The organism is Candidatus Acidiferrales bacterium (assembly GCA_035934015.1).
Taxonomy (GTDB): domain Bacteria; phylum Acidobacteriota; class Terriglobia; order Acidiferrales; family UBA7541; genus DAHUXN01.
The window spans coordinates 234,942-260,350 of the sequence record DASYYH010000006.1; the positions used below are offsets into that span (position 1 = coordinate 234,942).

Here is a 25,409-nt window from a genome sequence, read left to right on the forward strand (position 1 = left end):
GGCGTTTCTAGCCTCGCTTCGGCAGCTTTCCGTCTTGCAACATGGGCATCGAGCGGATGCGCAGGCCGGTTGCGTCGAAAATTGCATTGGCGACAGCAGGGGCAAGGCCCACGATTGGCGTTTCGCCAGCGCCGAAGGACGGCTGATCCGTGCGGTCGATGAGCACGACTTCGATCCTGGGTTCGTCCTTGAATCGCGCCACGCGATACTGCGCAAAATGCGGATTCAATATGCGGCCATTATCGAATTCGATGGCTTCGTAAAGCGCGCCGCCGATTCCCATGGTGACTGCGCCGGAGATGGTGTTTTTCAGTCCGTCCGGATTCACGATGGCGCCGCAGTCCCATCCTTCCACAACGCGCTCAATGTGGACTTCATCCGTCGCGAGATTGATCGAGATTTCCGCGAACGCCGCAACGTGGCCGCCTTTATCGATGCCGCCGGAGATTCCGAAGCCGCGCCCCGGCGCTTTCTTGCGTCCTTGCCAGCCGAATTTCTCCGCGGCGGCCTGGTAGACAGCGCGCAATCTATCGTCTTGAAGATTATTCATGCGAAATTCGAGCGGATCGACGCCGGCGGCATGGGCCAGTTCGTCCATGTGAGATTCGCGTGCAAAATGATTCGCACAAGCGGCGAGCGAACGATACGAACCCTGGCGCAGCGGCGCCTTCACGGGATGAAATTCGATGATTTGATTGGGGACTTCGTACATCGTGGCGATGGCGGCCGCGCCGGAATTGTAGTTGTGAAACTCCCAAGCCGTGAGCTTGCCATTGGCACCGACGCCGCTCTTGATTTCGATGACGCCCGCGGGCCGGAAGTACGCCCACGTGAATTCCTCTTCGCGCGTCCAGAGCAGATGAACGGGCTTGCCCGCAGCCTGTGCGAGGCGGGCAGCCTCGACCGCGCATTCGCCGGTGTGCTTTCCCCCATAGGCAGCGCCTGTGTCAGGGACAATGACACGCGCAGTGTCGTTCGAAATGTGCAACGCCTGAGCCACTTCGTCGCGAACAGCAAACGGCCGCTGCGTGCCGGTCCAGACCGTCACTTTGCCATCTTTCCAGTCGGCGAGAGCGGCGCGGGGTTCGAGCGGACAGTGCGCGATGTAGGCGATGGTGTATGTCGCTTCGAGGCGGTGCGCTGCCGCGGCTAGGCCATCGCTCATCGAGCCTTTCGTCTGGCGATAGCGATTCTCTTCGGCGGGATTTTCTTCCGCGTTTTTCTTCAAGTAGTCGAAAAGCTCTTTGCTTGATGATTGCGGAGTCGTGTTCCATTCGGCTTTGATCGCCGCGAGCGCACGCTCAGCCGTCAATTCATCCGGCGCGGCAACACCGACAAAATCCCCATCGCGCACGGCGATAACGCCGGGCATCGCCTTTGCCGCGCTCAGATCCACAGAAGTGAGAGTCGCACCAAACGCACTGGGCCGCAGGACTTTGCCATAGAGCATTCCCGGCAACTTCAAATCCGGAGTGTATTTGTGCCGGCCAGTGACGAAATCGCGCGCGCCGATTTTGTGAATCGGCTGGCCGGCGATTTTCCATTCGGTGGCGGGAGTCACGGGGTCTTCGGTGGGCATCACTTGCGCGAGAGCCTGGCCCTGCGCAAGCTCGCCGTACGTAATCGAGCGTCCACCGGAACGGTCGGAGACAGCGCCGTTTTCAGCAACCAGCTGACCCGCATCGACGGTCCACTTTTTCGCCGCGAGGCCCACCAGCACACTTCGCGCAGCCCACGCAACGGAACGAAGCTGCGTGCCCATCTGCGGCGTGGTGCGGCTGCCGAACGTGCCCATGTCGAATGGCGTCAGTTGCGTGTCGCCCATCACCATTTGAATTGACGCGAGTGACACATGCAATTCGTCCGCGACGGTCTGCGCCAGCGACGTGCGAATGTTCTGGCCGATTTCCACTTTGCCGGTGTAAACGGTGACGCCGCCATCCGGCGCGATATGCAGCCATGCGCTGATTTCGCGCGGCATCTTTTCTTCCATGCCGATGCGGCGGCCGGATTCCTGCAGAGCCAGGGCATCCTTGGCAACCGCCAGGATGGCGATGCCGCCGCCAATCGCCTTCATGAAGCTGCGGCGGTCCATCGAGAAGAAGTGCACGGGAAGCCCGCGCAGTTCGTAGCGTTCAGGCTCAATCGGCACGGCGGTCTTCTGGTCCGGAGCCATTATGCGTTCCCCTTCATGCGCGAGGCGGCGAGCTGAATCGCTTCCGTAATCCGCTGATAAACGCCGCACCGGCAAATGTGGCCGTTCATGTAATTGGCGATTTGCGCTTCGGTAGGATTGGGCTGGACTTTCAGCATGGCCACGGCGCCCAAAATCATGCCCGACGTGCAGTAAGCGCATTGCATGGCGTCCGCATCGATGAACGCCTGCTGCACCGGGTGCAGCACGCCGTTTTTTTCGAGGCCCTCGATTGTGGTGATGTGATGCTTGCCGACGGCGCCGACGCGTATCTGGCAGGAATGGCGCGGATTTCCGTCGATCAGCACCGTGCATGCGGCGCACTGGCCTTCGCCGCAGCCGTATTTCGTGCCGGTGAGGTCAAGCTGGTCGCGCAGAACACTGAGGAGCGTGGCGTCGGCGTCAACGTCGAGCGCGTGGGGCGTTCCATTGACGTTCAGTTCCGTAACTCTGGCCATGCGGTTCCTCCGCGGGAAGTACCCGCCCGCCGTACCGCAGAAACGCTATTTTAGTTCCCTGAACTTCTTCGCGTCAAACAAAAGAGCGCGTCGGGCGAGCCTCGTCAAATTGCTTTCGAGATCAATCCTCCCTGCGCGGGCGCGACATCTCAAGTTCAATCGGTTCGATGTGCGCGCGGTGCAGGTCTTTGTTCAGATCCGGCAGTTTCGTGGAAACGATCGCTTGCCATTTTTCAAGCGCCGCGACTGCGATCTGATCGTCCTGCGCGAAGGCGGCGAAAGCGTCGGACGAAGGTGCTGCGTCATCGCTTTCGACGGCGCGCTGCACTTGTCCGAGCGCGCCGGAAACGTAGCGAAGCGTCGTTCGGTCCGTCGGCACAGGCATGCCCGCAGCCAATTCTCCAGCGGGCGGTCTGCCCAAAACGGAAGCGACTTCCGCGCTCAATTCATCGACGCTGCTGGCCAATTCCTTGCGCGAGGCGGCCTGCGGGCCGAGCGCCTTCAGCTTTTCCTGCAGCTCTGCCGCGAGCCTCGCGGCTGCGTTCACTTCCGCCGACTTTGCCGAAATTTGCTGCGCGAGTTCCAATTGTTTTAGCAGATCCTCCTGCGAGACGTTCGCGCGAGGATCCATTTTTACTGTGAGAGGTTGGGTGTAGCTCTGGCCATTCATGGTGAGCCGCACGGTGTAATCACCCGGCAGCGCCCACGGCCCGCCGCCGAATCCAAACATCGCGGCCATCATTCCGCCGCGACCTCCTCCCGTACCGGGATAGTGCAAATCCCAAACGAAGCGATGCATGCCGGCTTCGGCGGAAGGAGGTTCGGCCGGATGCACCCATGCCGCGGGAATGTCCAGCGTTTTCGGGTTGATCGGCGGCACTCTATCGGCGCTTGAGTAGCGACGCACGAGCCGGTTGTTGCTGTCGAAAATCTCGAGGGTTATGGGGCTTGTGGACGCGGATTTCAGGTAATAGTCAATCATTGCGCCATTGGGAGGATTTTCACCGGCGGAAATTTCCGCCGGCAAAGGTGTTCCTTCATCTGAGCCGGGATGCATGCGCCAGGCAACCTCGGGTTTGAAGAGGTACGCATCCGAACTCGCGATCTGCCCGGAAGCCTGCCGCAACGGGGTGATGTCGTCGAGGATCCAGAATGAACGACCGTGCGTGGCAACAACGAGGTCGGCGTCGTGAAATGCGATATCACGAATCGGCACCGTGGGCAGATCCAATTTCAGGGGCTGCCATTGCGCGCCGTCGTTGAACGAAACATAGACGCCCGTTTCCGTACCGGCGAAGAGCAGGCCGCGGCGCACAGGATCTTCGCGCACCACGTTGACGTAACTGCCTTCGGGAATCCCACTGGCGATGAGCTGCCATGTTTTTCCGCTGTCGTGCGTCACGTAGATGTAGGGTTTGATGTCGTCGAGACGATGGCGGTCAATGGCTGCGAATGCTTCGTTTGCATCGAAGTGCGACGCATCAATGAACGTCACTTTGCTCCACGCCGTGAGCTGCGCGGGCGTGACGTTCTGCCAGGTTGCGCCGCCGTCGGAAGTGACTTGAATGTTGCCATCGTCCGTACCGGTCCAAATCAAGTCTTTATTAATTGGCGAAGGGGAAATCGTGTAGATCAGGCCGTGATAGCCGTTGCCATCAACATCTTTCACCGTGACGGGATCGAGATTCGAAGGAATTCCCGGCGCGGAACGAGTCAAATCCGGGCTGATGATTTGCCAGCTCTGGCCGCCGTCGGTCGTCTTGAACAAAACCTGCGTGCCAAAATAGAGAGCGTGTGGGTCAGCCGGCGAGAAAACAAGCGGCTGCGTCCACGTGTGCCGGTAATCGCCGGGATGGGCGAGCTCAGGGGCGACGTCCTGCGCTGTGCCCGTGAAAACATTCTCCTTGGTCACCGTGCCTCCGAAAAGAATGCCGGGATGGAGCGGATCCGGCGCGATGTAGCCATTCTCGCCGCCGACGCCGAGAGGCAACCAGTCGCGCGCACTGATTCCGCGATGGCGGCTGCGGCTTGTCGTGCCCGAAGCGCCGCTATCCTGCTGCGCGCCATAAACCCAATACGGAAACCGATTGTCCACAGCAACGTGATAAAACTGCGCGGTCGGCTGGTTGTACCACGAGCTCCACGACTGCGCATCGTCGACGCTTACGATGACACCCTGATCGCAGCCAAGAATCATGCGATTCGGATCATCGGGCTCGATCCAAAGCGTGTGATAGTCATCGCCGCCGGGCGCGCCTTTGATGGCTGTGAAACTTTGGCCGCCATCGGTCGAGCGATAGGTCGAGGTGTTCATAACGTAGAGGACATTTTCGTTTTTCGGATCGACGGTGACGCCGCCGAAATACCATCCGCGGCCCCAGATGCGCGGCTCATTGTCCGCGAGCTTCCATGTTTGGCCCGCATCATCGGAACGGTAGAGGCCGCCGTCCTTGGCGTCAACAATGGCGTAAACGCGATTCGAATCCGACGGCGCCACGGCAACTCCAATGCGGCCGAGCCCATCGGTGGGCAGTCCGTTCGTCAGTTGCGTCCAGTTGTCGCCGCCATCGGTGGATTTATAAAGACCGCTGCCGGGGCCATTCGACGGCGGATAAACATTCCAGGGCGGACGGCGCGTCTGCCACAATGCCGCGTAAATCGTCTTCGGGCTCTCCGGATCGAGCGAGAGGTCGATCGCGCCGGTGTTTTCATCCTTGAAGAGAATTTTCTTCCACGTTGCACCGCCATCGGTCGAGCGGAAAACACCGCGATCCCCATTCGGCCCGTAAGAGTGTCCCATCGCGGCCACGTAGACGAGATTTGCGTCATGCGGGTCGACAACGATGTCGCCGATTTGCCGCGTATCTTCCAGGCCGATGTGCGTCCACGTCTTGCCGCCATCCGTGGATTTGTACATTCCATTGCCATAGGAAATATCGGAGCGCATGTCCGGTTCACCGGAGCCGACGTAAATCACGTTCGTATCCGACGGTGCGACGGCAATCGCGCCAATCGAAGCGATGTGCTCGGAGTCAAAAATCGGATTCCACACAAGCCCCGCGTTGCTCGACTTCCACACGCCGCCGCCCACAGCGCCGAAATAAAAGACGTCTGGCTTGCCAGGCACGCCAGTGACCGCCACGGCGCGTCCGCCTCGGAATGGGCCGATCAGCCGCCAGTGCATTCCGCTGAATAAATTCGGGTTCATCTCTTGCGCGGCAAGCGGCCGCGGCGCGGCCAATAGAAGGACGGCAAGCGACGCAATAAATGCAGAAAGAAAATAAAAATCGCGGCGGTTATGGCTCACTGTAGATTTCTCCTCAAAAAACGAACAGTATCGAACACGCGAGTATATAACACGCACAGATATGCTCCTATGAGAAGACGTCAAACGTCGGGGTTGCGTTTCCGCCTGAGGTTTCAGCCATGCGCGCGAGATCGGCTGGGAAGATCGTGAAGCGCGGGATCAATCAGATCGCGCCTTTGCCGAAGGTGACGCGAATTCCCGTCGTCAAGACGAAGTCGTTGGTCTTGATGCCGGGAATCGGGTTGCTGACGTAACGGTCGTTGAGAGAAACCTGCCAGTCGAGCCAGCCTTTAATCTTCGTGGCCGCCGAGCCGTTGAAGGTCATTCGGTATTGGCCGCCATAAGACAGATTGGGCCAAAAGTCGAGCTGCTCGGCAAACGACGTCCGGGTGGAAGCCTTGTAGGTGATAATCTCGCCTACGTTCACTTCGCCGCTTTTCTGCGTGATGTTCTGTCCTAATGTGGCTGCGAGCGTCGAGGTGTAATAGGCCTGGTCAAAGGCGCCGCCGCCGTAGACGTCAAAAACTGTGCTGGCTGTCTTACGGACGTGAAATCCGCCTCCTCCGCCGAGCACGTTGCGCAGGTTCAAATCTTCCAGCTCGTCGTACTGAAATTGCGTTTGTGCAAACGCGAAGGCCCTTGGGCTGAGGTTGAAATCCCCGCGAAGGTCGCCCGTGATGGCGTGGGCCGTTGTCGTTGTGACGCCGGGAACGATGTTCGCGCTCTTGGTCAGGATTGAATTGAAATCAACAGTGATTTTATCCGCCGCCGTCGTGCGAATCGCTGTGCCGTCGAATGTCAGACTCGTCGTATCCGAATTGCCGCGCGTCGCGCTCAGTCCAGCGTCGAGAAAACCGGCCCAGAAATCGGTCAGGCGCGGATGCTGAAGCCGGTAAATCACGGCGAGCGCCGCGGCCTGCTCTGCGTCATTGCGAATATACTGCACGGAGTTCTTATCTGACGCCACCGTGCCTTCATTCTTCGTTTCAATCTGAATTTTTCCGTCGCTCATAGACACGGTTCCAGAGACAACTTGATTGTTGCTCAGTCCTACGTAAAGTTCCTGGCTGGACTGAATCCCAGCGACATCAAGCCAATTCACATTGACGTCCCCTGCGTAATCCGTCTTGATGAGCAGAGTTTTTGTGTCTGATTTGACGATCGTTCCTGTCACGTGGTCGCCGTTCTTGAGTGTGATCTGATCTGCAAACGCGGGAATGGAAAACAGCAGCGCCACTAGAATCACGGCCGTCCTCACCAAATTACGCATTGTGCTTCATCCTTTCAATTTAGGGGAATCTACCCCTCACGAGGCGGGCCAGCCATCATGCGTCGCAGTGCCGAAAAGTATAGCGTGATTTTTCACCACTCCAAACGATGTTTTGCGAGTTAACAGGCTTTGCCGGCCTTTCTAGCAGGCGCCCGAGCGGGACCGCCCCAAGGCAGTGGACGTAATTATGTAGAGCGGGTCTACCCAAGCAAATTTCAAGTGATTTCAGCGGCTCCGCTGGAGGCGTGGCACATATAAACGTCCGGGAGAATTCCGCTGCGGTCTTTATACGATTTCGCGAGCGCGTTGGCGAAATCCGCAGCTGCGTTTGTCTGGACGAGGTTGACCGTACATCCGCCGAACCCCGCGCCAGTCATGCGCCCGCCGAGAAAACCGGGAAGTTCGCCCGCAAGCTTTACCATGAGGTTCAATTCTGCAGACGATACTTCGTAATCTTCATCAAGGCTCTTGTGGGATTGCGTGATGAGCCGGCCCAATGCGGCGAAATCGCGTTTCCGCAGCGCCTGTGCAGCTACACGCACGCGTTCAATTTCCGTTGTGACGTGCCGCGCCCTTCGGCGGATACTCTGTGGCCATTCGCGAGCCATTCGTTCGATATCTTCCCAATAGACATCGCGCAGCGCCCTCACATCCGGCCGTTCGGCGCGAATTCGCTCAACAGCCTCATCGCATTCCTTGCGCCGGCGGTTGTATTCCGACGATGCTGCGAGCGCGTGCCTCCCCATCGTATTAGCTACCACCACAGAGACTTCCGATTCGTCGAGAGGCTCCATGTCTATTTCGCGCGTGCGGCAGTCGATCAGCATGGCATGGCCGCGCCGGCCGCAACATGCCGCGAGCTGATCCATGATTCCACAGTGCATTCCGACGAATTCGTCTTCCGCGCGCTGGCACGCCTGTGCCAGCGCAACAGGCTCCATCTCGGCGTTAGCAATTCCTAGAAATGCGAGGCCGCATGAGACCTCGAGCGCCGCAGAAGAACTGATCCCAGCGCCCATCGCGACGTCATTCGAAATCAGCAAGTCCGCGCCGCCGATATCTCGCCCGGTTTCTGCGAGAGCCCATGCCACGCCGCGAACGTAGTTGCTCCAGTGATGCTGGCCGGGCCGAGGGTCATCGAGACCGCACTCGATTGTCTCCCTCATCTGCTCGGAATGGATTCGCAGCCGGCGGTCGCTCCGCGGCCTCGCGCATACAAAGCAATCGCGGTCAATGGCGATGGGCAATACCAGGCCTTCGTTATAATCGACGTGTTCGCCGATCAGATTTACGCGGCCGGGTGCGCGAAAGATGCGCGGGTCGCCGGCAAACATTTCCGTGAATTTCTTTGGCAATCCATCGAGGGAAGTCATCGCTGATTTCGCGTTCGCCGTCCGGCTCGAATGGCGCGCCATATCATGGCCAGACCAAATGCCAGCATCGCCGCGCCCCACCAGAGATTTATATTGACCGCGTGCGTCCATAGCTCGGAACGCGCGCTCGAAAAAATGCCGTAAATTCCTACAGCTGCACCGATTGCCGCGAAGAGCAATCCGATGGGCCAGCGAATGTCGAGCTCGGGTCCGGATTCCTTCATCGAAAGATCCAATTCAGCGCGACGACAATGATACCTACCGTCACCGCCAGCGTGGCAGGCCTGCGTATCCATCCGAGGTGTTCGTAGCTCTGTTTCTTCGTCAGCGAATAAACAAGCCCGCCGAGTTCGGCTTCGGGACGCGGTTTTGTGAATAGGCTGATTCCAATCGTCACAAAGAAGCACACCACCCACGCGTAAATCGCGCGGTCAAAATTCGCAGCCATCTCGCTGCGATAAATAAACCAACCGTGCAGCGTCGCGAAGTAATGCAATGCCGCCGCGGCGGTTCCGCTCGCCAAGCCATAGAACGCGCCATTGGGCGTCGTGCGCTTCCAAAACATGCCCAGCAGAAATGTCGCGAACAGCGGCGCGTTTACAAACGAAAAAATGAGCTGCAAATAGTCCATGATGTTGTGAAAACTCAGCGCCACATACGCCGCGGCGACGCTGAGCAAGACTCCGCCCACGGTCGCGATCTTCCCCATCCGCAGATAATGCGCGTCGCTGGCGTCGCGCCGGATATAGGAATGGTAGATGTCGTATGTCCATACCGTATTGAACGCGGTCACGTTGCCCGCCATTCCGGACATGAAGCTCGCCAGCAGCGCCGTGATTCCTACGCCCAGCATTCCCGGCGGGTAGTAGTGCGAGAGCAAAAGCGGCAGCGCCATGTTGTAATCGATTTTTCCCTGAACCAGGAATGCCGCTCTTGGCAGCAGAACCCACGCCGCCATTCCCGGCACGATTACGAGAAACGGAATAAACATCTTTGGCAGCGCCGCAATCAGCGGCGTTTTCTGCGCCGCAGTCATGTCGCGCGCCGCCAAAGCGCGCTGCACAACCAGAAAATCCGTGCACCAGTATCCGAATGACAGCACGAATCCGAGGCCGGCGACGAGTTGAAACCAATCAACACCCATCGGATTGGCCGTCGCCTGCCCGAGGTTTGACCACATGTGCGTGAAGCCCGGCGGCATGCGCGCTTCGAGGCCGCTCCAGCCGCCAGCTTTCGTTACCGTCAGCACAGCCAGCGGCAAGATGCCGAAGACAATCAGAAAAAATTGCAATACTTCGTTGTAAATCGAGGAAGTTAAGCCGCCGAGGAACGTGTAGATGAGGACGACGATTGCGGAAAGAAAAATCGTGGCATGAATCGACCATCCGAGCATCAGCTTGAAGACCAGCGCCATGGCGTACAAATTGATGCCGCTGGCTAGGATGGTCATCACGGCAAACGTCAGTGCGTTGAACGCGCGCGTTTTTTCGTCGAAGCGGAGGCGCAAATACTCCGGCACGGATCGCGCACGGCTGCCGTAATAAAAGGGCATCATGCACAGCCCGACAAAAATCATCGCCGGAATTGCGCCAAGCCAGTAGAAGTGGCTCGTCAGCATCCCATACTCGGCTCCGCTTGCGGCCATGCCCATGACTTCAAGCGCGCCGAGGTTTGCGGAAATGAAGGCAAGTCCCGTGATCCACGCGGGAATTCGCCGGCCGGAGAGAAAAAAATCCAGACTCGTGCGCATGGATTTCTTGAGTGTGAATCCGACGCCGAGCACAAATGCGCAATAAATCGCGATGACAGCGTAATCAATCCATTCAAGATGCATGGACGGAAAGACGAATCCTCTTATGCATTGTGATTTGCCTTATTGTTCATTCTTGTGACTCGGGTTGCACCTTGTTGAGAATCGGTTTCTTGCGTCCGGCCAGCCAAGCTCGTGAATCATCCTTCAGATCAAACACAATCACTTCATTTCTGCCCTTCATGAGCCACACGCCAGGAACATACAGCGTTTGCTGCGGCCCGATGTTCCAGAAGCGGCCCAGATTATGCCCGTTGATCCACACCACGCCCATGCCCAAGTTGCGCACGTCGAGAAACGTATCGCCGGTGCGGGCAAGCTCAAATGTGCCTTGGTAAAACGCTGGCGCATGCACGGAGCTTTTCGAGAATCGCAAGGACGTTAGATCCGTCATCGGCAACGGGTAAATCTCCCATCCGGTCAGTTCGCGTCCATCGAACGTAACGGACTCAGTTATGCCTTTTCGATCGTCGCGCAAATGTGGCCCGAAATTGATCCTGCCGAGATTCTCCACCAGGATGTCGAGCGTGTTGTTTGCGGCCGGAAGCTCGACCGGAATGCGGTCCTGTCCCAATCGCCGATCCAGAGACCCTGCGCGTTGCCCATTTACAAAAACCTCAGCATAGTCGTGAACTTCCGTGATCTTCAATTCACCACGGCGGGAGCCCCTGATATGTGTGCGGTAAAGAATATAGCCGTATGCCTGCCCGACGGCTTCCATTGTCTCCGGTCGTTCGCTTTGGATCGGCTGGCTGAGATTCGCCCAGAGCGAAGAGGAATCGTTGAGCTTGAATTTCGGGATTTCGATAATGGGAGTCGGCGCGGGCAGAGGCGGTAAGCTTGCTCCGCGAAGATAATGGCGAACGACATTTCGAAACGCAAAAAACTTTGGCGTCGGCCGGCCAGCTTCGTCCAATGGTGCGTCATAATCGTAGCTCGTGGTATCGGGCTCGTAAGTTTTTTCGAAATTCGCTCCGGCCATAAAGCCAAACGAAGTTCCGCCTTCAAACATATACAGGTTTACGGAATAGCCGCGCGACAGCATCCATTGCAGTTCTTGCGTTTGCCGCCGGGCATTCGTCACGTTGTGTGCCGCGCCCCAGTGGTCGAACCATCCGTCCCAATATTCGCCGCTCATCATTGGTGTTCCCGGGCGGAACGCGCTCAGCGCCGCAAACGCCGATTCGGCCTCGCCTGGGCCGAAATTCACAACTGCCGGCAAACCGGCGAGCGTTCCATGCGGCAGTTCGGGGGAGCCATCTGCCGTGTAGAGGAGCGCGCCATCAAACCCCGCCTTGAAGATCAAATCGCGAATGTGGCTCATATAGGCAGAATCGGCGCCGAATGAGCCGTATTCATTTTCAACCTGCACGGCAATGATTGGCCCACCGCGCGTGATCTGCAGCGGCGCGAGCTCCTGGCCCAGCCGTGCCAGCCATTCGCTGGCAGGCCGCAGAAAATTTTCCTGTTGGCCTCGCAATTCCATCTTTGGATCCGCGAGCAGCCACGACGGCAGGCCGCCTAAATCCCACTCCGAGCAGATGTATGGTCCCACACGCAAAATCACGTAGAGCCCTTCTTCCTGTGCCTCGCGGACGAACTCCGCCACGTCGAGTTGCCCGCTGAAATCGTAAATACCTGGCTTCCGCTCATGCAGATCCCAGAAAACGTAAGTCGAAATCGTATTCAATCCCATCGCCCGCGCTTTTTGGAGACGATCGCGCCAGTAAGCGCGCGGAATGCGTGCATAATGCATTTCGCCGGAGATCACCTGAAACGGCCGCCCGTCGAGCACAAATCGGCCGCCTTCGACGCGAAAGGAGTGTGCTTGCTGAGGCCCTGCCGGAAGCGACAGAGGAAGAACCATCACCCCAAAAGCGGCAGCAATCAAAGAGAGGAACCTCACGTGCTCGTTTCCTCGCATTCCTCGCGAAATCGCTTCCGGGAGTGCATTGTCCACCTTTATTCGCGTCGAGCATCGCAGGTTTTGCGCTCAATGAAGAAACGCCGGCGATGTGGGCTGGCTGTAGGATAATGACGCTCGCCTCTTGCAGCAAGGAGCCATTTTCGCTGGAGAACCGAATGAGCCTGGTCACGCCATCGTGAACACTGCGCCGAATGAAATTACGAAGGCTGTGATTCTCGCTCGCGGTTTGGGCAAGCGAATGCGCTCCCCCGATTCCTCCGCGGATCTCGCCGACGAGCAAGCTCGTGCCGCTGACGCAGGAATGAAAGCGATGATTCCGATTGGGCGTCCGTTTCTCGATTTCGTCCTTGCTGCGCTTGCCGATGCGGGCTTCACTGAAGTGTGCCTCGTGGTCGGGCCGGAACACACCGCCATTCGCGAATATTACGCTTCAATTCCTGCGCGCCGCGTCCGCATCTGTTTTGCGATTCAAGAGAACCCGATGGGCACGGCAAATGCTCTTCTTGCTGCGGAGTCGTTCACGGCCGGCGAGTCGTTTCTTGTTCTCAATTCCGATAATTATTATCCCGTCGAAGTTTTCCAGGCGTTGCGTGCCCTCGGCGAGCCGGGCCTTCCTGCTTTCGAGCGCGAAGGGCTGCTCCGAGAAAGCAATATTCCTTCCGATAGAATTCGCGGCTATGCGCTGCTGGAAATTAGCGCGAAGGGTTATCTCAAGCGAATTATCGAGAAACCCGATGAGATGCCCCAAGCCGTCGCCAGCAGGGAAATCTTCATCAGCATGAACTGCTGGCGATTCAGTCCCGCGATTTTTCGCGCCTGCCGCGAAGTCCCTCGCTCAGCGCGAGGCGAATTCGAGCTGCCGGAAGCTGTGCAATACGGCCTCGCGTCGCTCGGCCTTCGTTTCAAGACGATTCCGTTTCGCGCGGGCGTTCTCGATCTTTCCTATCGTGGCGACATCGCCGAAGTCGCGAAGCGCCTTGCTGATGTTCGAGTCGAGCTATGAGCGCATTTGACGATCGGCTGCGCGGCTCTGGCATGAGCGCCGTCGAATCTTCTGCAAAATCTGCGCTCTTCGCGAGGTTGCTGCGGGAATTGCAAGGGATGCGCGAAGGAGGCGCCAGTTTCCATTACGCTTTTTTCATTCCCGGCCGCCTCGAATTTCTCGGAAAGCACACAGACTATGCAGGTGGTCGCAGTCTTCTGTGTGCCATCGAACACGGCATCTGCATCGTGGCCGCGCCACGCGATGACGCGCAGATATGCATCTTCGACGCTGGCCGCGCCTCCTCCGTCGATTTCGAATTCACCGCATCCATCGAACCAACCGCGGGGCACTGGTCGAATTTCCCGATGACCGTGGCGCGACGGCTGGCGCGCGACTTTCCAGGCAAGCGCGTGGGCGCGGACATTGTCTTCGCCAGTGATCTTCCTCGCGCCTCGGGCATGAGCAGTTCCAGCGCTTTCATGGTCGCGATCTTCTTCGTTCTCGCACAGGCAAATGAACTGTGGCAGACGCAATCTTACCTGCGCGCCATTTCCTCCCGAGAAGACCTTGCCGGCTATCTCGCTGCCATCGAAAGCGGCGCGAGCTACAAGGCCTTCCTCGGCACTCGCGGCGTGGGCACGCATGGAGGAAGCGAAGACCACGTTGCCATCCTGTGTTCGCGCGCGGGATTTTTGCGTCAGTATTCTTTTTGCCCGATACATTTCGAGCGGGAAATTTCTCTGCCGGAGCGGCATCGCTTCGTCATCGGAGTCAGCGGCGTGAAAGCTGACAAGACCGGCGACGCGCGCGATGCCTACAATCGCGCTTCAGAAGCCGCGGAAAGAATTATGGACCTTTGGCGCCGCACCACCGGTCGCAGCGATTCCTCGCTTGCTGCGGTCTTATCTTCGTATCCCGAGGCGAGCGATCAGCTTCGTCAAATATTGAGCGGATCGAAGGACGCCGACTACCCCGCTAGCGCGCTTCTGGATCGCGTCACTCAGTTTGCCGAAGAGAGCAACGGAATCATTCCTTCCGCCGGAGATGCTCTCGCTCGTGGGGATTTTGCGCGCCTTGGCGTGCTTGTCGATCGTTCTCAGTTTCTCGCTGAAACGCTCCTTAAGAACCAGGTTCCCGAAACGATCGAACTGGCTCGTTCCGCCCGTTCTTTTGGTGCTGCGGCGGCCTCAGCTTTCGGTGCGGGTTTCGGAGGCAGCGTCTGGGCGCTCGTCGATTCCGGTCGCGAAGAAGAGTTTTGCAATGCATGGGCGGCGCATTATCATCAGCGCTTTCCGGAGCGGGCCGATGACAGCCGTTTTTTCGTCAGCGGTCCCGGCCCGGGTTTAGTTCAGTTCGATTAACGCTAGTTTGTTGAGGAGATTCGTGCGTCGCGCGAAAAAAGTCCCGGATCCAACGCAGCAAGATTTATTGCGTGCCATGACTCGCCGCGAATTTGTTGGCCGCGGCGCTTTGTTGCTGGCAAGCCTTCCGGCAGCTTCCTTTCTCGGCCATTCGCCTTTCGGTGCGATCCTCCAAGACTCATCCGATCAACAAGACGCTCTACGGGCGCAGATCGATGGCGGCAAGATTTCGCTCACCAATCGCCTGCTCACGGCACAATGGCAAATCTTGCCGGACGGCTTACAACTCGTCCAGATGAAAGACGAGCGAAACGGACAGACGATTGCAGGCCCGAAGTCCGCCTTTTCGCTGGCCCTTGCCGATGGCTCGCAGATTCATTCCTCGGCTATGCGCCTGGTTAGTGCCCCGAAGGTCGAAGAACTGGCCGCGGATTCGCGCGCTGCTCGCTGGTCGGAACGTATCCCCGGCCGCGCCGTGACGGCTTCTTTTGAGGATACGCAGCAGCGGCTCCGCGCAGTTTGGCGTGCGATCCTTCGCGATGGATCGAACTACATCCGGCAGGAAGTGCAATTTTCTTCGCTCAAAGAAAATTTGCCGATCGCCGAAGTAACGATGGTGGAAATCGATGTCCCCGAAGCTGAAGTTGCAGGCACCGTCAAAGGCTCACCCGTCATCTCAGGGACTTGGTTTTTCGGTTTCGAGCATCCGCTGTCGCAGAGTACTGTTGAGGGCACTCGCTTGTCTTGCAGCATCGATCGCCAGCTGCCGCTCGTCCATGGCCGCGACGCGTCCTATTCATCCGTAATTGGCACAACAGCTCCCGGCCAGCTTCGGCGCGATTTCTTGCGCTATGTTGAACGCGAGCGCGCTCATCCGTACCGCACGTTTCTGCATTACAACTCCTGGTACGATCTCGGTTATTTCACGCCTTATGACCAAGCGGGGGCGTTGGACGTGATTCGCGCCTTCGGCGAAGAGCTGCACGTGAAGCGCAATGTAACGCTCGATTCTTTCCTCTTCGATGACGGCTGGGACAATCACAAATCGCTCTGGAATTTCAATTCGGGTTTTCCGAATGGCTTCGCTCCGGTCAAGGAAGCAGCGCAGAAATATCATGCGGCGCCGGGCATTTGGCTTTCGCCATGGGGAGGTTACGACGGCCCGCGCAAGGAGCGCCTGGAATATGGCAAGCAACAAGGCTATGAGGAAAACTCCGGCGGCTTCGTGCTTTCCGGGCCTAATTATTTCAAGCGCTTCCGCGAAGTTTGCCTGGAAATGATCCGCACCTACGGCATCAATCAATTCAAATTCGACGGCACGGGCAACGCGTCCACGGTATATCCCGGCAGCGAATTCGATAGCGATCTTGGCGCTATGATCAACCTGATCGGTGACTTGCGCCGCGCCGAGCCGGATCTTTACGTGAATCTCACGACGGGCACCTATCCTTCGCCCTTCTGGCTGCGCTATGCCGATTCCATTTGGCGCGATGGCGACGATCATTCCTTTGCAGGCGTCGGCTCGAATCGCCAGCAATGGATCACGTATCGCGATTCCGCGACGCACGAATACGTGGTTCGCCGCGGCCCGCTTTATCCGTTGAATTCCTTGATGCTTCACGGCCTGATCTACGCGCGCCACGCCGAAAAACTGAGCGACGATCCGGGCCATGATTTTCCCGCTGAAATCCGTTCCTACTTCGGCACGGGAACGCAGCTTCAGGAAATGTACGTTACGCATTCTCTGCTTTCCATTTCCGACTGGAATACGCTCGCCGAAGCCGCGCGCTGGTCGCGCCGCAACGCCGATATTCTCGTCGACACACACTGGGTCGGTGGCGATCCGTCGCATCTGAAGGTTTACGGCTGGGCGTCGTGGTCGTCTCGCGGCGGAATTGTCACGCTCCGCAATCCGGATAAAGCGCCGCAAGTGTTTGAACTCGACGTGCAATCCGCGTTCGAGCTGCCGTCCGCCGCTGCCGAAAATTATGTCGCGCGCAGCCCCTGGAAAAACGACGCGGGTGTCACGGATATAAATCTTCGCGCTGGGCAGCCGCACACATTCACATTGCGACCTTTCGAAGTCCTCACACTGGAAGCCGCTCCGCGATGACTTTCACGGCCGCCGACTGGCTCATCGTCATCGGTTATCTTGTCGGCTCGGTCTCTATCGGTCTCGTCGGCAAGCGCTACCTCGGCGACGTTTCGCAATATCTCGTCGCCGGCCGTGAATTGGGCCTCTATGTCGGCATCGCCACGCTCGCCGCCACGGAAATCGGCACGATCACCTATATGTACAACGGCGAGCTTGGTTATCGCTTCGGCTTCGCTTCGTTTGCCGCCGCGCTGATTTCCGGCGTAGTGATGATTTTCGTCGGCCGCACAGGCTTCATTATCAGCCGTTTCCGCCAGCTCAAATTGATGACCGTGCCGGAATTTTTCGAGATTCGCTACAGCCGCGGCCTCCGTCTCGTCACCGGAATTCTGGTCGCGCTGGGCGGAATCCTCAACATGGGCGTGTTTTTGAAAATCGAAGGCGAATTCCTGACCATCGTCAGCGGTATTCCCGCGCGTTATCTCGTCGCCGTGATGACCGGGATTCTTCTTCTTGAGCTTCTCTACACCGTCGTCGGCGGAATGGTCTCCGTGGTCATCACGGATTTTCTGCAATACGCGCTGCTCTCCATCGCCACAATTCTCGTCACGATCTATGCCGTGCATTTTGCCGGATGGCACAACATCGTCCACAAAGTCGCTGCGACGATGGGCAACGCCGGCTTCAGCCCGCTTGCCAGCCCCAAATTCGGCTGGACGTTTCTCATCTGGCAAATTCTGCTGTGGCTGTCCATCGTCACCTGCTGGCAAACGACGGCCATGCGCATCTTCTCGGCTCGCGATCCGAAGACTTCCAAGCGTGTTATGACCTGGACCGGCTTCATATTTCTCGGCCGTGGCATGCTGCCCATGCTGTGGGGCATCGCGGCGCTTACTCTCTTCGGCACAGGCGCTCTCGACAAGGGCGTTCCTTTGCCAATGATTCACGGCCACGCGATGGCTCCCATCGACGCCATGCCCGCCATGCTGGCGCAAATTCTGGGCCCCGGCGTGCGCGGCATCGTCGTCGCCGGCATGCTCGCCGCCACCATGTCCGTCAATAGCTCTTATCTTCTTGGCTGGAGCGCCGTGATTTCGCAGGATGTCGTTCTCCCGCTGCGGGCCATGCTCGGGAAAAAGCCGCTCGGATCGCGTGCCCAGCTCCTCGTCAATCGCATCGCCAATCTTTTTGTCAGCTTGTTTCTGATGTTCTGGGGTCTCTATTACACACCGCCCGGCGCTGTTTATCTCTATTTGAACATCACCGGCACGATATTTTTAGCCGGCGGACTCATTTCTGTGGTCGGCGGACTTTACTGGAAACGCGCCAACATTCTGGCGGGCTACCTCGCGATGATTCTCGGAGCGGCGGGCGCCATCGTTCCGTTCTTTTTCCTTCATTGGAACGAAAACGTGACCGGTTTTGTATCCTTCAGTCTCGCTGCATGCGGCTTTATCGTTGGCTCTCTGGCGGGGCGCGCCACTCCGCCATCGCAAGCGATCCTGCTGGCAGGAAAACAAATCGAGGAAGTGACACCATGAAGCCTTGCGAGGAATCGCAATGAAATACTGGGAATTGTTTTGGACGGCTTGCCTGATCGTCGCCGGAGGAGCGTTTGCGCTGATTACCCTCGTCGTGATTGTCAAGGGCGGTCCGGATCTTCGCGAGATGCTCCGCCAGCTTCGCCGCCAAAATCTTCAGCGCTGACTCAGCCGGCGTCCCCGAATCGGTCCTCTCGGGTTTGTGTCTTCCAATAGACCACGTATTTTTCGCCTGCGATTTGATAGAAGGGAATCAGCGCCGTTTCGTTCGCCTGTCCCTTCGTGCGAAAACGCAGCGGCTGTCCCGGCGCGGGTTCCACCCAAGACGTCACATCTTTCGAAGCGGGTTGGATGGTCGGTGCCTCGCCGGGATGCTCATCCGGCGTGCTGTCGTATCCCGAATACATGAGCTCCTTCGTCACGCCTTCCGAGCCGAGCCGTCCTCCAAGCACCAGAGGGCCGTACATCACCGCCTGGCGCGTCTCATCTCCCGGAAGCGCCTCTGTGCGCAAACTCATCGGCATGGCCAATTCCACGCGGTCACCGCTCTTCCACACTCGATTCACGTTCAGATAGCTGCTGGGATTCGAAAAAATCGGCAGCGCCTCGCCATTCACCTTGATTGTTCCGCCACGCGTGGCCCAATAGGGAATTCGCAAGTTCAGTGCCATCTCCACCGGCTCTTTTGCATCGAAGATCAGTACCGTCTTTTCTTCTTCGGGAAATTTCGTTTCCTGACGCAGCCGCACGCCCTTCTCCGGCCAGTTCAATTCCGAGGCAATGAACAAATTGACGTAAATCCCGTGCTCGTCATGAAAATAAATCGAGTCGCCGAATTTGGAATATTCTTCCGCGCCCGTTCCCGTGCAGCACCAGAACGAGTCGTAGCGCGTGTTGTAATACTTCCAGAACCCCGAACCAAGCGGCAGGAAATAGCTCTTCATTCCATCCGCGTCCTGCGTTCCCAGTCGGCTGTTGAAGAGCGTCCGTTCGTAGTAGTCCATGGCGCGCGGATCGCCCGTCCAGCCGAAGATGTGCCGGGTGAGCTTCAGCATGTTGTACCCGCAGCAGCATTCCTCGTCCCACTTGTTCAGCGTTTTCGATAAATCGCCGGGATCCGATGTCCAGTGCTCGTCGTCGCTCGTCCCGCCCGTGCAATACGTTCGCCGGTTCCCGACTTCCTGCCAGAAATAGGAGGCAATATTGTGGTCGCGCGCGTCGCCGGCGAGTTCGTATCGCCGCGCGACGCCAATGATCTTCGGAATATTCGTATTTGTGTGCAGGCCCTTCAGCTCATCGCGATATTCCGCCAGCGGATCAAAAACATCTTTGTGATCGAACCGCCGCGCTGTGTAGAGATACTCCCCTTTACCCGTCACGGCATATAGATTGCAGAGAACTTCCAGCATCCCTCCCTGTTCCACTTCCAGAATGCGTTGCATCTGCTCATCGCTGAGCGGTTTCACCCACAATCCGACCCACTGCGCCATTCCTTCGGCCACTTCCAACGCCTGTTCGTTGCCGCAGTGCTGATACATATCCAAATGGCCGGCCATGATTTTGTGAATGGTGTAAAACGGCGCCCAGACCTTTTGTCCGTTGCGCAGCCGGTCGAATTCTTCCTCGGGAAACGCGCTGAGATAACCAGTCTTGAGCGCCTTTTGGCAGCGCGCGAGCTGCTCGACCATGGCGCTGGCTTTTGCCTTCAAGTCCTCGTCGCCCGTGCTCGCATACATCTGCGCGCAGGCGGAAAGATAATGGCCTCCCGCAAAATGTCCGCGCAGTTCGCAGTCCGGCTTTTCCCAGCCACCGAGAGGCTCTGCTGTCGAAGGAAGTCCAGCCGTCACCAGAAACATGGGCAACAAGCGGTCGGAGGGAACGGAATGAAGATAATTGCGATTGATTTCCATTGCGTTGCGGAAGGGACCGTCGAGCAGGCGCACTTGGGCCATGTCGAACGGCTTGATTTCACCTGGAATTCTGTCCGGAATGCCTGAGCGATTATGGGCTGAAGACGTCTGCGCCTGGTATTCACCTCGCGACAAGCCTGCGAGGGATTTCGGAAGCAATCCCGCTCCTGCCGTCGCCATCGCGCCCCAAAGAAACTTCCTCCTCGAAAAACAATTCGGCCAGAAAGTCATAGACCACCTCTGGTTTTATTTGGCGCGTCCGATGATACCTGAAGCTGCGTTAAAAGCTGAACTCCGCTTGCAGATAGAGAATGCGGTTTGCCGCGGTAGACGAAAATGGCCCGCCCGCCAGACCATTGGATTCTCCGAAGAACGGCGACCCGATTACGCCGATCGGCACGCCCAGGTTCACATTGTTGAAAACGTTCCGCGCGGAGATGCTGAGCGTCAAGTTGTACGGCCGGCTCGACGGATTCCCCATCCCGCCAAACATGCCGCCGCTCATTCCAAACGGTCGTCCTCGTCCGCCGCGCGGGCCGCCACCGCCGGGAAATCCAGGCCGCCCCGCACCCTCTTTTGTCCGGCCGAAACCAAATGTCTTGGCCAGTCTTACATTGAGTGTGAAATGGCTAGGGCCTGTTTCTGAGTTGACCGGAATCCGCGCTTGCGTCGGGCTCGGATCGATATTCAAATAGCCGAAGGGAGTGGCCACGATGTTCGTGCCCGGGCCAGTCGCCGGCGCTGGTCTCTGATTGAACTGCGAGCTGCCGATCAGGTCCTGCTGGATTGTAATCGAGTATGGAAGACCGGAGCTTGCCACCATGAATGGGCTGAGCCGCAATCCCCAAGGCAGTCCAACAGTTCCTCCCATGAATGCCCTATTTCTCACGTCGAAGGACGCTCTTCCATAATCTTCAGAAATGTCGAATGGATTCGAAGGAAAGCTTCCAACGCCCGATGTGTCGCTATTGGCATAGTTCAGAGTGTAGTAGCCAAAAATCGAAACTCTCGATCCGGCACGGACCGAGAGATTTACGACCAACTCGTTCTGCCGGAACACGCCTTCCGATTGGAATTGATACACGTTTCCCGGCGTACCCAGGGGGTAGACCGGCGCGGAAGGATATGTCCCCAGAGTGGGAGTATTGATGTTGTTCGTGAGTAATTGATCCCACCCGCGCGAGTTCAGGTACGACACAGAGAGCGTCGCGACATTCGTCAACTGCCTCTCGACCGTCACCGCGCTCTGCAAAATCCCTGGCGCATGAAGGTTCGGCGCGATCTGATAAATCGTCGGCAATGTCTGCCCGCCGGGACACAAGCTTTGAATATAGCTCAGCGTCACTGGTTGAGGCGGAGCTGTTGTGTAGTAGCACGACGGGAATGGCGCCACGTATTCCTGTTGCGTCACGCCATTCAACCTGGTTGCTTCGAGAACTTGTCCTTCGCCGAACCGGTTGTAGAAAATTCCCGTGCCGGCCCGCAGGACCATTTTCGGCGCGCCCGTTTTTGACGTGCCAATTCCCCAGGCAACGGCCAATCGCGGAGCCCAATCCATGGAATTGCTGATGTCGGTCTGGGATTCCAGCCGCAGGCCCGGACTGATCGTGATATTGGGACGGATGCGCCAGTCGTCCTGGATGTATATTCCAGAGTCAAACATGGACACTGACGTCGCAGGGGTTCCGATATTGATCGAAAACTGCGTGGCTCCGCCGCCATTTGCGTTTGCCGGCTGGTTGTTTGCGATGTTCTGCTCGGTCTGCTGGTAGGCGGCAAGCGATGCGAAGCTGAAGCTGCCGAGAAAATTCGAATTGGCAATACTGTCGTCCGTCACCCAGCGAAACCTTCCTCCGAAGATCAGAAAATGTTTCCCATGTTGGATGGAGGTGTAGTTCTGCAGCTCATAATGATTCGTTGTATCGTTCACCGTTTGCGCCGTCGCGCCGCCGGCAGTGAAGGCGCCCAGAACGCTCACAGTCGGCGTGTTCGTGAATGGGGTTTGATTATTGACGTCGTGCAGATACTGAAAGCGTGTTTCATTCACCACATGCGTGCCGATCACTTGCGTGTCGTCGAGCTGCAGCGTTTGCTCGGTTCCCAGCGTATCGAAAGACTCTGACGGCAGATCGATCGCTCCGAGTTGATTCTGCTGATTGTTTCGGAAATATTGGTAGCGCACCGAGAGCGTGTTGTTCTTTGTCACCTGCAGGTCAAGCCGCGGGCTGAGGTTGGTTCTCGTTCGCGGCGTTGGGATCGAAGCAAAAAATGGGCTCACGCCGGGAAGTTGCGTCGAAGAACATGGCGATGCGCCTCCGGAGCTGGTCCCCGGAGAGAAAGTTCCGCCGGGCCCTTGGAACAGAGCTGGATTCGTGTCGTTCGTCAGCACGCAAGCGTTCAGCACGTCCACGTCGTTGATGTTTCTCCTCTGCGCACTGAAGAAAAACGAAGCTTTCTTTCCCAGCGGTCCTCCCACGCTGCCATTCCACAGTGTCGAGTCGTACGCTGGCTCCGACACGGCAAAGGGATTCATGGAATTGAAGCTTGAGTCGTTGCCATTCAGTTCGATTTGACCGTGATATTTGTCAGTTCCCGGCTTGGTGAAAATTTCGATTCGTCCGTATCCCAGTTGATCGTATTCCGTGGAAAATGGATTTTGATTGATGCGGATTTCTCGAATGGCCGATTTCGGCGGCAGTTGCCCCGCCGTAAATCCATCGATATACATCTGCCCGCCATTCGGACCCGCCGATGGCCCGGCGAGAGCCTGAAGATCGGACTGCAATTCGTCCGGGTCGTCGGAAAGAGCTTCCAGATCCTTGCCTTGCAACACAATCGCCCCAGCGTTACTCGCCGGATTGACGCTCAACGTAGGAGCCGTGGCGTTTACCGTGACCTTCTGTTGCTGTACTTCGATCGCCAGGGAAATGTCGACTTCTTGAATCTGATTCGCCGTGATCTGAACATCGTCCTTCTCGAAAAAACTGAAGCCCTTGGCGATAACCTGTACCTTGTACACACCCGGAGCCAGGTTCTTGGCCTCGTAGAGGCCTTGGCGATTCACAGTGAACCTCGACGCCTGCCCGTTTGCGTCCGTCACGATCACGGTTGCGCCAGCTACGCTGGCCCCAGAAGGATCCTTCACGACACCACGGAGCGTTCCCGTGCCGCCCTGCGCGAAAAGCGGGCTCGCAATCAACAAACCCAGTAAGAAAATGAAAGGCTTATAAATTCGCATTCACAACTCCCCATTTGATTTCGTGGTTTCCCGCCATTAAGTTCCATAAAATGTTGGTGATTTGCGGATTTTATGGATTGCCGGCGTCTTCCGCTGGTGCGCTGAGGCTCCAGGGTGAAAGTGTCATTGTCTGGCCGCCTCGCGATGCCGCTTCCAGAATTGGTTCCACTCCGCCGAGCAGCGTAATCGCCGTTACTTCTCCGAGATTCGCGCCCTGCGTTGACACGATCATCACCGCCTCGCCTTTTTGCAAATCAGTGAGTTTGACAGGGGGCAGCCGGTTGAGCATTTGCTGTAAGTCCGCGCGCCCGCCTCCCCCGCGGGTCATCCCGCCGTAGCCTCCGGGAGCCTGTCCGCCCGCCGAAGCCCTCTCCGGTCGTGCTCCGCCTCCGGGTTGGCCGCCTTGCGGAGTCCGCAGCCGCATCGCAATGAACTGCGCCATCTGCGGAGACAACTGCCTGATTTCCGATTCCGCTGTGATCTTCACGAGGACGGGCTTCTTCGCGATCAAGTCCATGACGTTTACCGCATTTCCGGTCGTGTCAATCGAGCTAATTGTTCCCGCGATGTTTCGAAACGACCCGGACACAATTTCCTGCGCGGTAAACTCACTTCCGTCTGCGCTTCTTGTCCCGCGCGCGCGAAGCTGGTCGCCGGGCACGATTTGGTCTATCGCGCTTGTCTTGGCCTTGTCGAATTCAACCGAGTCCGGCGCATAACGCCGCACCATAGTGTCCTTGGATGTGTGGATAACGATGTCCTTGATGCCGCTCAACGAGGCCGTTGTTATGGTCACCGTGCTGTTCGCGGCGTCTACCGACTTCACTAATCCGCCGATGCCGCGCTGCCACTCTTGACGCTCTTGCTGTTGTTTTTCTGCGATGTCTGCGTGCTTGATCGCGATGAGCACCGCAGCTGTCAGCGTCTTGCCATCGTTCGACGATTGTCCTCGGGCCAGAATCCGGTCCCCGACCTGCAAATCCTGCAAATGAATCACGACCGCATTGCTCAAATCCTTCTGCCCCGGCTCGACTCGCAGGATTCGCGTCGCATCCTGCATGTTCACCGTGATTTCGGCGCCCTGATCCGTCGTCATCGTCAGGGTATTGCCGGCAATCGTTTTGATGGTTCCAATCTGTCTTGAAGCCGCGGCTTGTTGCGCTTGCAGCGAGGCCGCGCACGCGCGCGATGCTCCTGCGATGCTCAGGCTCGCGGCTATGAGCGTCACGGTCGCCAGTATTCCTGTTTTCAATCCCATCACCCGCATAATGTGCTCCATCTTTGGAAAGCCGCGGTCGCATCGTCCGGCGCGGTCCTATTCACGCGCCCCCGCGCTTTCTCCCTCACCCCAATTTGCTCTGTTGGTTAGACGGCCAGTGTGCCAGCTTGCGTTTCCAATCGTTTTATTCGCGTATGGGAATATGCAGTGCTTGGGGCCCGGTCTGCCATTTGGCGCCTGTGAGCTGCGTCACATAAATTCCGCCGCTCGACGACTAGAATCTTTTTGTCTGGATGATACAAGTCGCCGGGATCTCTTCCGTAATAGTGCGGCACCGGAAGAATATCGGTATCATCCGCGCATTGAGATTGAGGAATGCGGGCGCCCGTTTTGCGGAACCGCTCCGGCAGCGAAATAAAACTTTTAAGGAGGCATCTCATGAGGCTTTCCTTGAAGTCCATGGCTATTTCCTGTGGTCTGTTGTGGGGAGGTGTGCTTTTGTTCGTAGGTCTCATCAACATCGCGTGGCCAGCTTATGGCGTTGCTTTTCTCGAAGCCATGAGTTCGGTCTATCCGGGGTTTCATGCAACGCATACACTCGGAGACGCGTTGATAGCCGCAATTGAGGGGCTTGCAGATGGAGCAGTCGGCGGGTTACTTTTCGCTTGGCTCTATAATCTGAACATCTCCGAGCCAGTTTCAAGATAGCGAGTTCGCGTCC

Annotated in this window: 17 protein-coding genes; 6 read left to right on the plus strand and 11 right to left on the minus strand. The window is 57.6% G+C overall.

Features of this window, described 5'->3' with window-relative positions; all coding sequences use genetic code 11:
• Positions 1–7: 7 nt before the first annotated feature.
• The 8 genes from VGR81_03455 to VGR81_03490 all read right to left on the minus strand — a co-directional run bounded on the left by VGR81_03455 (position 8) and on the right by VGR81_03490 (position 12,318).
• Positions 8–2,176: a molybdopterin cofactor-binding domain-containing protein gene (locus tag VGR81_03455; GenBank protein ID HEV2287989.1), complete on the minus strand. Its 2,169-nt coding sequence runs from the start codon at positions 2,174–2,176 to the stop codon at positions 8–10.
• Positions 2,176–2,652: a (2Fe-2S)-binding protein gene (locus VGR81_03460; GenBank protein HEV2287990.1), complete on the minus strand. Its 477-nt coding sequence runs from the start codon at positions 2,650–2,652 to the stop codon at positions 2,176–2,178. Before VGR81_03460 ends, VGR81_03455 begins: the two co-directional genes overlap by 1 nt.
• 121 nt (positions 2,653–2,773) lie before the next feature.
• Positions 2,774–5,959, minus strand: a complete 3,186-nt coding sequence (locus VGR81_03465) for a hypothetical protein (protein HEV2287991.1) — start codon at positions 5,957–5,959, stop codon at positions 2,774–2,776.
• A 163-nt stretch (positions 5,960–6,122) separates the two neighbouring features.
• Positions 6,123–7,229: a DUF481 domain-containing protein gene (locus tag VGR81_03470; GenBank protein HEV2287992.1), complete on the minus strand. Its 1,107-nt coding sequence runs from the start codon at positions 7,227–7,229 to the stop codon at positions 6,123–6,125.
• 215 nt (positions 7,230–7,444) lie between these two features.
• Positions 7,445–8,602 (minus strand): galactokinase, encoded by a 1,158-nt coding sequence (gene galK / locus VGR81_03475; GenBank protein HEV2287993.1) that lies wholly within the window; start codon positions 8,600–8,602, stop codon positions 7,445–7,447.
• Positions 8,599–8,826: a hypothetical protein gene (locus tag VGR81_03480; protein ID HEV2287994.1), complete on the minus strand. Its 228-nt coding sequence runs from the start codon at positions 8,824–8,826 to the stop codon at positions 8,599–8,601. Before VGR81_03480 ends, galK begins: the two co-directional genes overlap by 4 nt.
• On the minus strand, positions 8,823–10,436 hold the full coding sequence (locus VGR81_03485) for a sodium:solute symporter family protein (GenBank protein HEV2287995.1): 1,614 nt from the start codon (positions 10,434–10,436) through the stop codon (positions 8,823–8,825). Before VGR81_03485 ends, VGR81_03480 begins: the two co-directional genes overlap by 4 nt.
• A 46-nt stretch (positions 10,437–10,482) precedes the next feature.
• Complete coding sequence (locus tag VGR81_03490; GenBank protein ID HEV2287996.1) at positions 10,483–12,318, minus strand: beta-galactosidase; 1,836 nt, start codon at positions 12,316–12,318, stop codon at positions 10,483–10,485.
• 142 nt (positions 12,319–12,460) lie between these two features.
• Here VGR81_03490 and VGR81_03495 point away from each other — a divergent pair, with 142 nt between their 5' ends.
• The 5 genes from VGR81_03495 to VGR81_03515 are packed head-to-tail and all read left to right on the plus strand — an operon-like array spanning position 12,461 to position 18,487.
• On the plus strand, positions 12,461–13,342 hold the full coding sequence (locus tag VGR81_03495) for a nucleotidyltransferase family protein (protein HEV2287997.1): 882 nt from the start codon (positions 12,461–12,463) through the stop codon (positions 13,340–13,342).
• A gap of 32 nt (positions 13,343–13,374) precedes the next feature.
• On the plus strand, positions 13,375–14,685 hold the full coding sequence (locus VGR81_03500; GenBank protein ID HEV2287998.1) for a galactokinase family protein: 1,311 nt from the start codon (positions 13,375–13,377) through the stop codon (positions 14,683–14,685).
• A 22-nt stretch (positions 14,686–14,707) separates the two neighbouring features.
• The gene (locus tag VGR81_03505; protein ID HEV2287999.1) at positions 14,708–16,798 is read left to right on the plus strand and encodes a hypothetical protein; all 2,091 of its coding nucleotides are present in this window, start codon (positions 14,708–14,710) and stop codon (positions 16,796–16,798) included.
• Complete coding sequence (locus VGR81_03510) at positions 16,795–18,321, plus strand: sodium:solute symporter family protein (GenBank protein HEV2288000.1); 1,527 nt, start codon at positions 16,795–16,797, stop codon at positions 18,319–18,321. Before VGR81_03505 ends, VGR81_03510 begins: the two co-directional genes overlap by 4 nt.
• Before the next feature lie 19 nt (positions 18,322–18,340).
• Entirely contained in the window at positions 18,341–18,487 is a 147-nt protein-coding gene (locus tag VGR81_03515) for a hypothetical protein (protein HEV2288001.1), read from the plus strand.
• Between the two features lies 1 nt (position 18,488).
• Here VGR81_03515 and VGR81_03520 read toward each other — a convergent pair whose 3' ends face one another.
• The 3 genes from VGR81_03520 to VGR81_03530 all read right to left on the minus strand — a co-directional run bounded on the left by VGR81_03520 (position 18,489) and on the right by VGR81_03530 (position 24,748).
• Positions 18,489–20,411, minus strand: a complete 1,923-nt coding sequence (locus VGR81_03520) for a beta-L-arabinofuranosidase domain-containing protein (GenBank protein ID HEV2288002.1) — start codon at positions 20,409–20,411, stop codon at positions 18,489–18,491.
• Between the two features lie 100 nt (positions 20,412–20,511).
• Positions 20,512–23,469, minus strand: coding sequence for a carboxypeptidase regulatory-like domain-containing protein (locus VGR81_03525; protein HEV2288003.1), 2,958 nt, complete (start codon positions 23,467–23,469; stop codon positions 20,512–20,514).
• Between the two features lie 70 nt (positions 23,470–23,539).
• Positions 23,540–24,748 (minus strand): hypothetical protein, encoded by a 1,209-nt coding sequence (locus VGR81_03530; protein ID HEV2288004.1) that lies wholly within the window; start codon positions 24,746–24,748, stop codon positions 23,540–23,542.
• 378 nt (positions 24,749–25,126) lie between these two features.
• Between VGR81_03530 and VGR81_03535 the strand changes: the two genes are divergently transcribed.
• Positions 25,127–25,396 carry a hypothetical protein gene (locus tag VGR81_03535; GenBank protein ID HEV2288005.1) on the plus strand — a complete coding sequence of 90 codons (270 nt, stop codon included), beginning with the start codon at positions 25,127–25,129 and terminating at the stop codon, positions 25,394–25,396.
• Positions 25,397–25,409: the final 13 nt, after the last annotated feature.

Excerpts from the sequence above, each read along its gene's own strand:
- VGR81_03455 (HEV2287989.1), bottom strand. The coding sequence starts at position 2,176 with ATGGCTCCGGACCAGAAGACCGCCGTGCCGATTGAGCCTGAACGCTAC.
- VGR81_03460 (HEV2287990.1), bottom strand. The coding sequence starts at position 2,652 with ATGGCCAGAGTTACGGAACTGAACGTCAATGGAACGCCCCACGCGCTC.
- VGR81_03470 (HEV2287992.1), bottom strand. The coding sequence starts at position 7,229 with ATGCGTAATTTGGTGAGGACGGCCGTGATTCTAGTGGCGCTGCTGTTT.
- galK (HEV2287993.1), bottom strand. The coding sequence starts at position 8,602 with ATGACTTCCCTCGATGGATTGCCAAAGAAATTCACGGAAATGTTTGCC.
- VGR81_03480 (HEV2287994.1), bottom strand. The coding sequence starts at position 8,826 with ATGAAGGAATCCGGACCCGAGCTCGACATTCGCTGGCCCATCGGATTG.
- VGR81_03485 (HEV2287995.1), bottom strand. The coding sequence starts at position 10,436 with ATGCATCTTGAATGGATTGATTACGCTGTCATCGCGATTTATTGCGCA.
- VGR81_03500 (HEV2287998.1), top strand. The coding sequence starts at position 13,375 with ATGAGCGCCGTCGAATCTTCTGCAAAATCTGCGCTCTTCGCGAGGTTG.
- VGR81_03510 (HEV2288000.1), top strand. The coding sequence starts at position 16,795 with ATGACTTTCACGGCCGCCGACTGGCTCATCGTCATCGGTTATCTTGTC.
- VGR81_03515 (HEV2288001.1), top strand. The coding sequence starts at position 18,341 with ATGAAATACTGGGAATTGTTTTGGACGGCTTGCCTGATCGTCGCCGGA.
- VGR81_03520 (HEV2288002.1), bottom strand. The coding sequence starts at position 20,411 with ATGGCGACGGCAGGAGCGGGATTGCTTCCGAAATCCCTCGCAGGCTTG.
- VGR81_03525 (HEV2288003.1), bottom strand. The coding sequence starts at position 23,469 with ATGCGAATTTATAAGCCTTTCATTTTCTTACTGGGTTTGTTGATTGCG.
- VGR81_03530 (HEV2288004.1), bottom strand. The coding sequence starts at position 24,748 with ATGGAGCACATTATGCGGGTGATGGGATTGAAAACAGGAATACTGGCG.
- VGR81_03535 (HEV2288005.1), top strand. The coding sequence starts at position 25,127 with ATGAGGCTTTCCTTGAAGTCCATGGCTATTTCCTGTGGTCTGTTGTGG.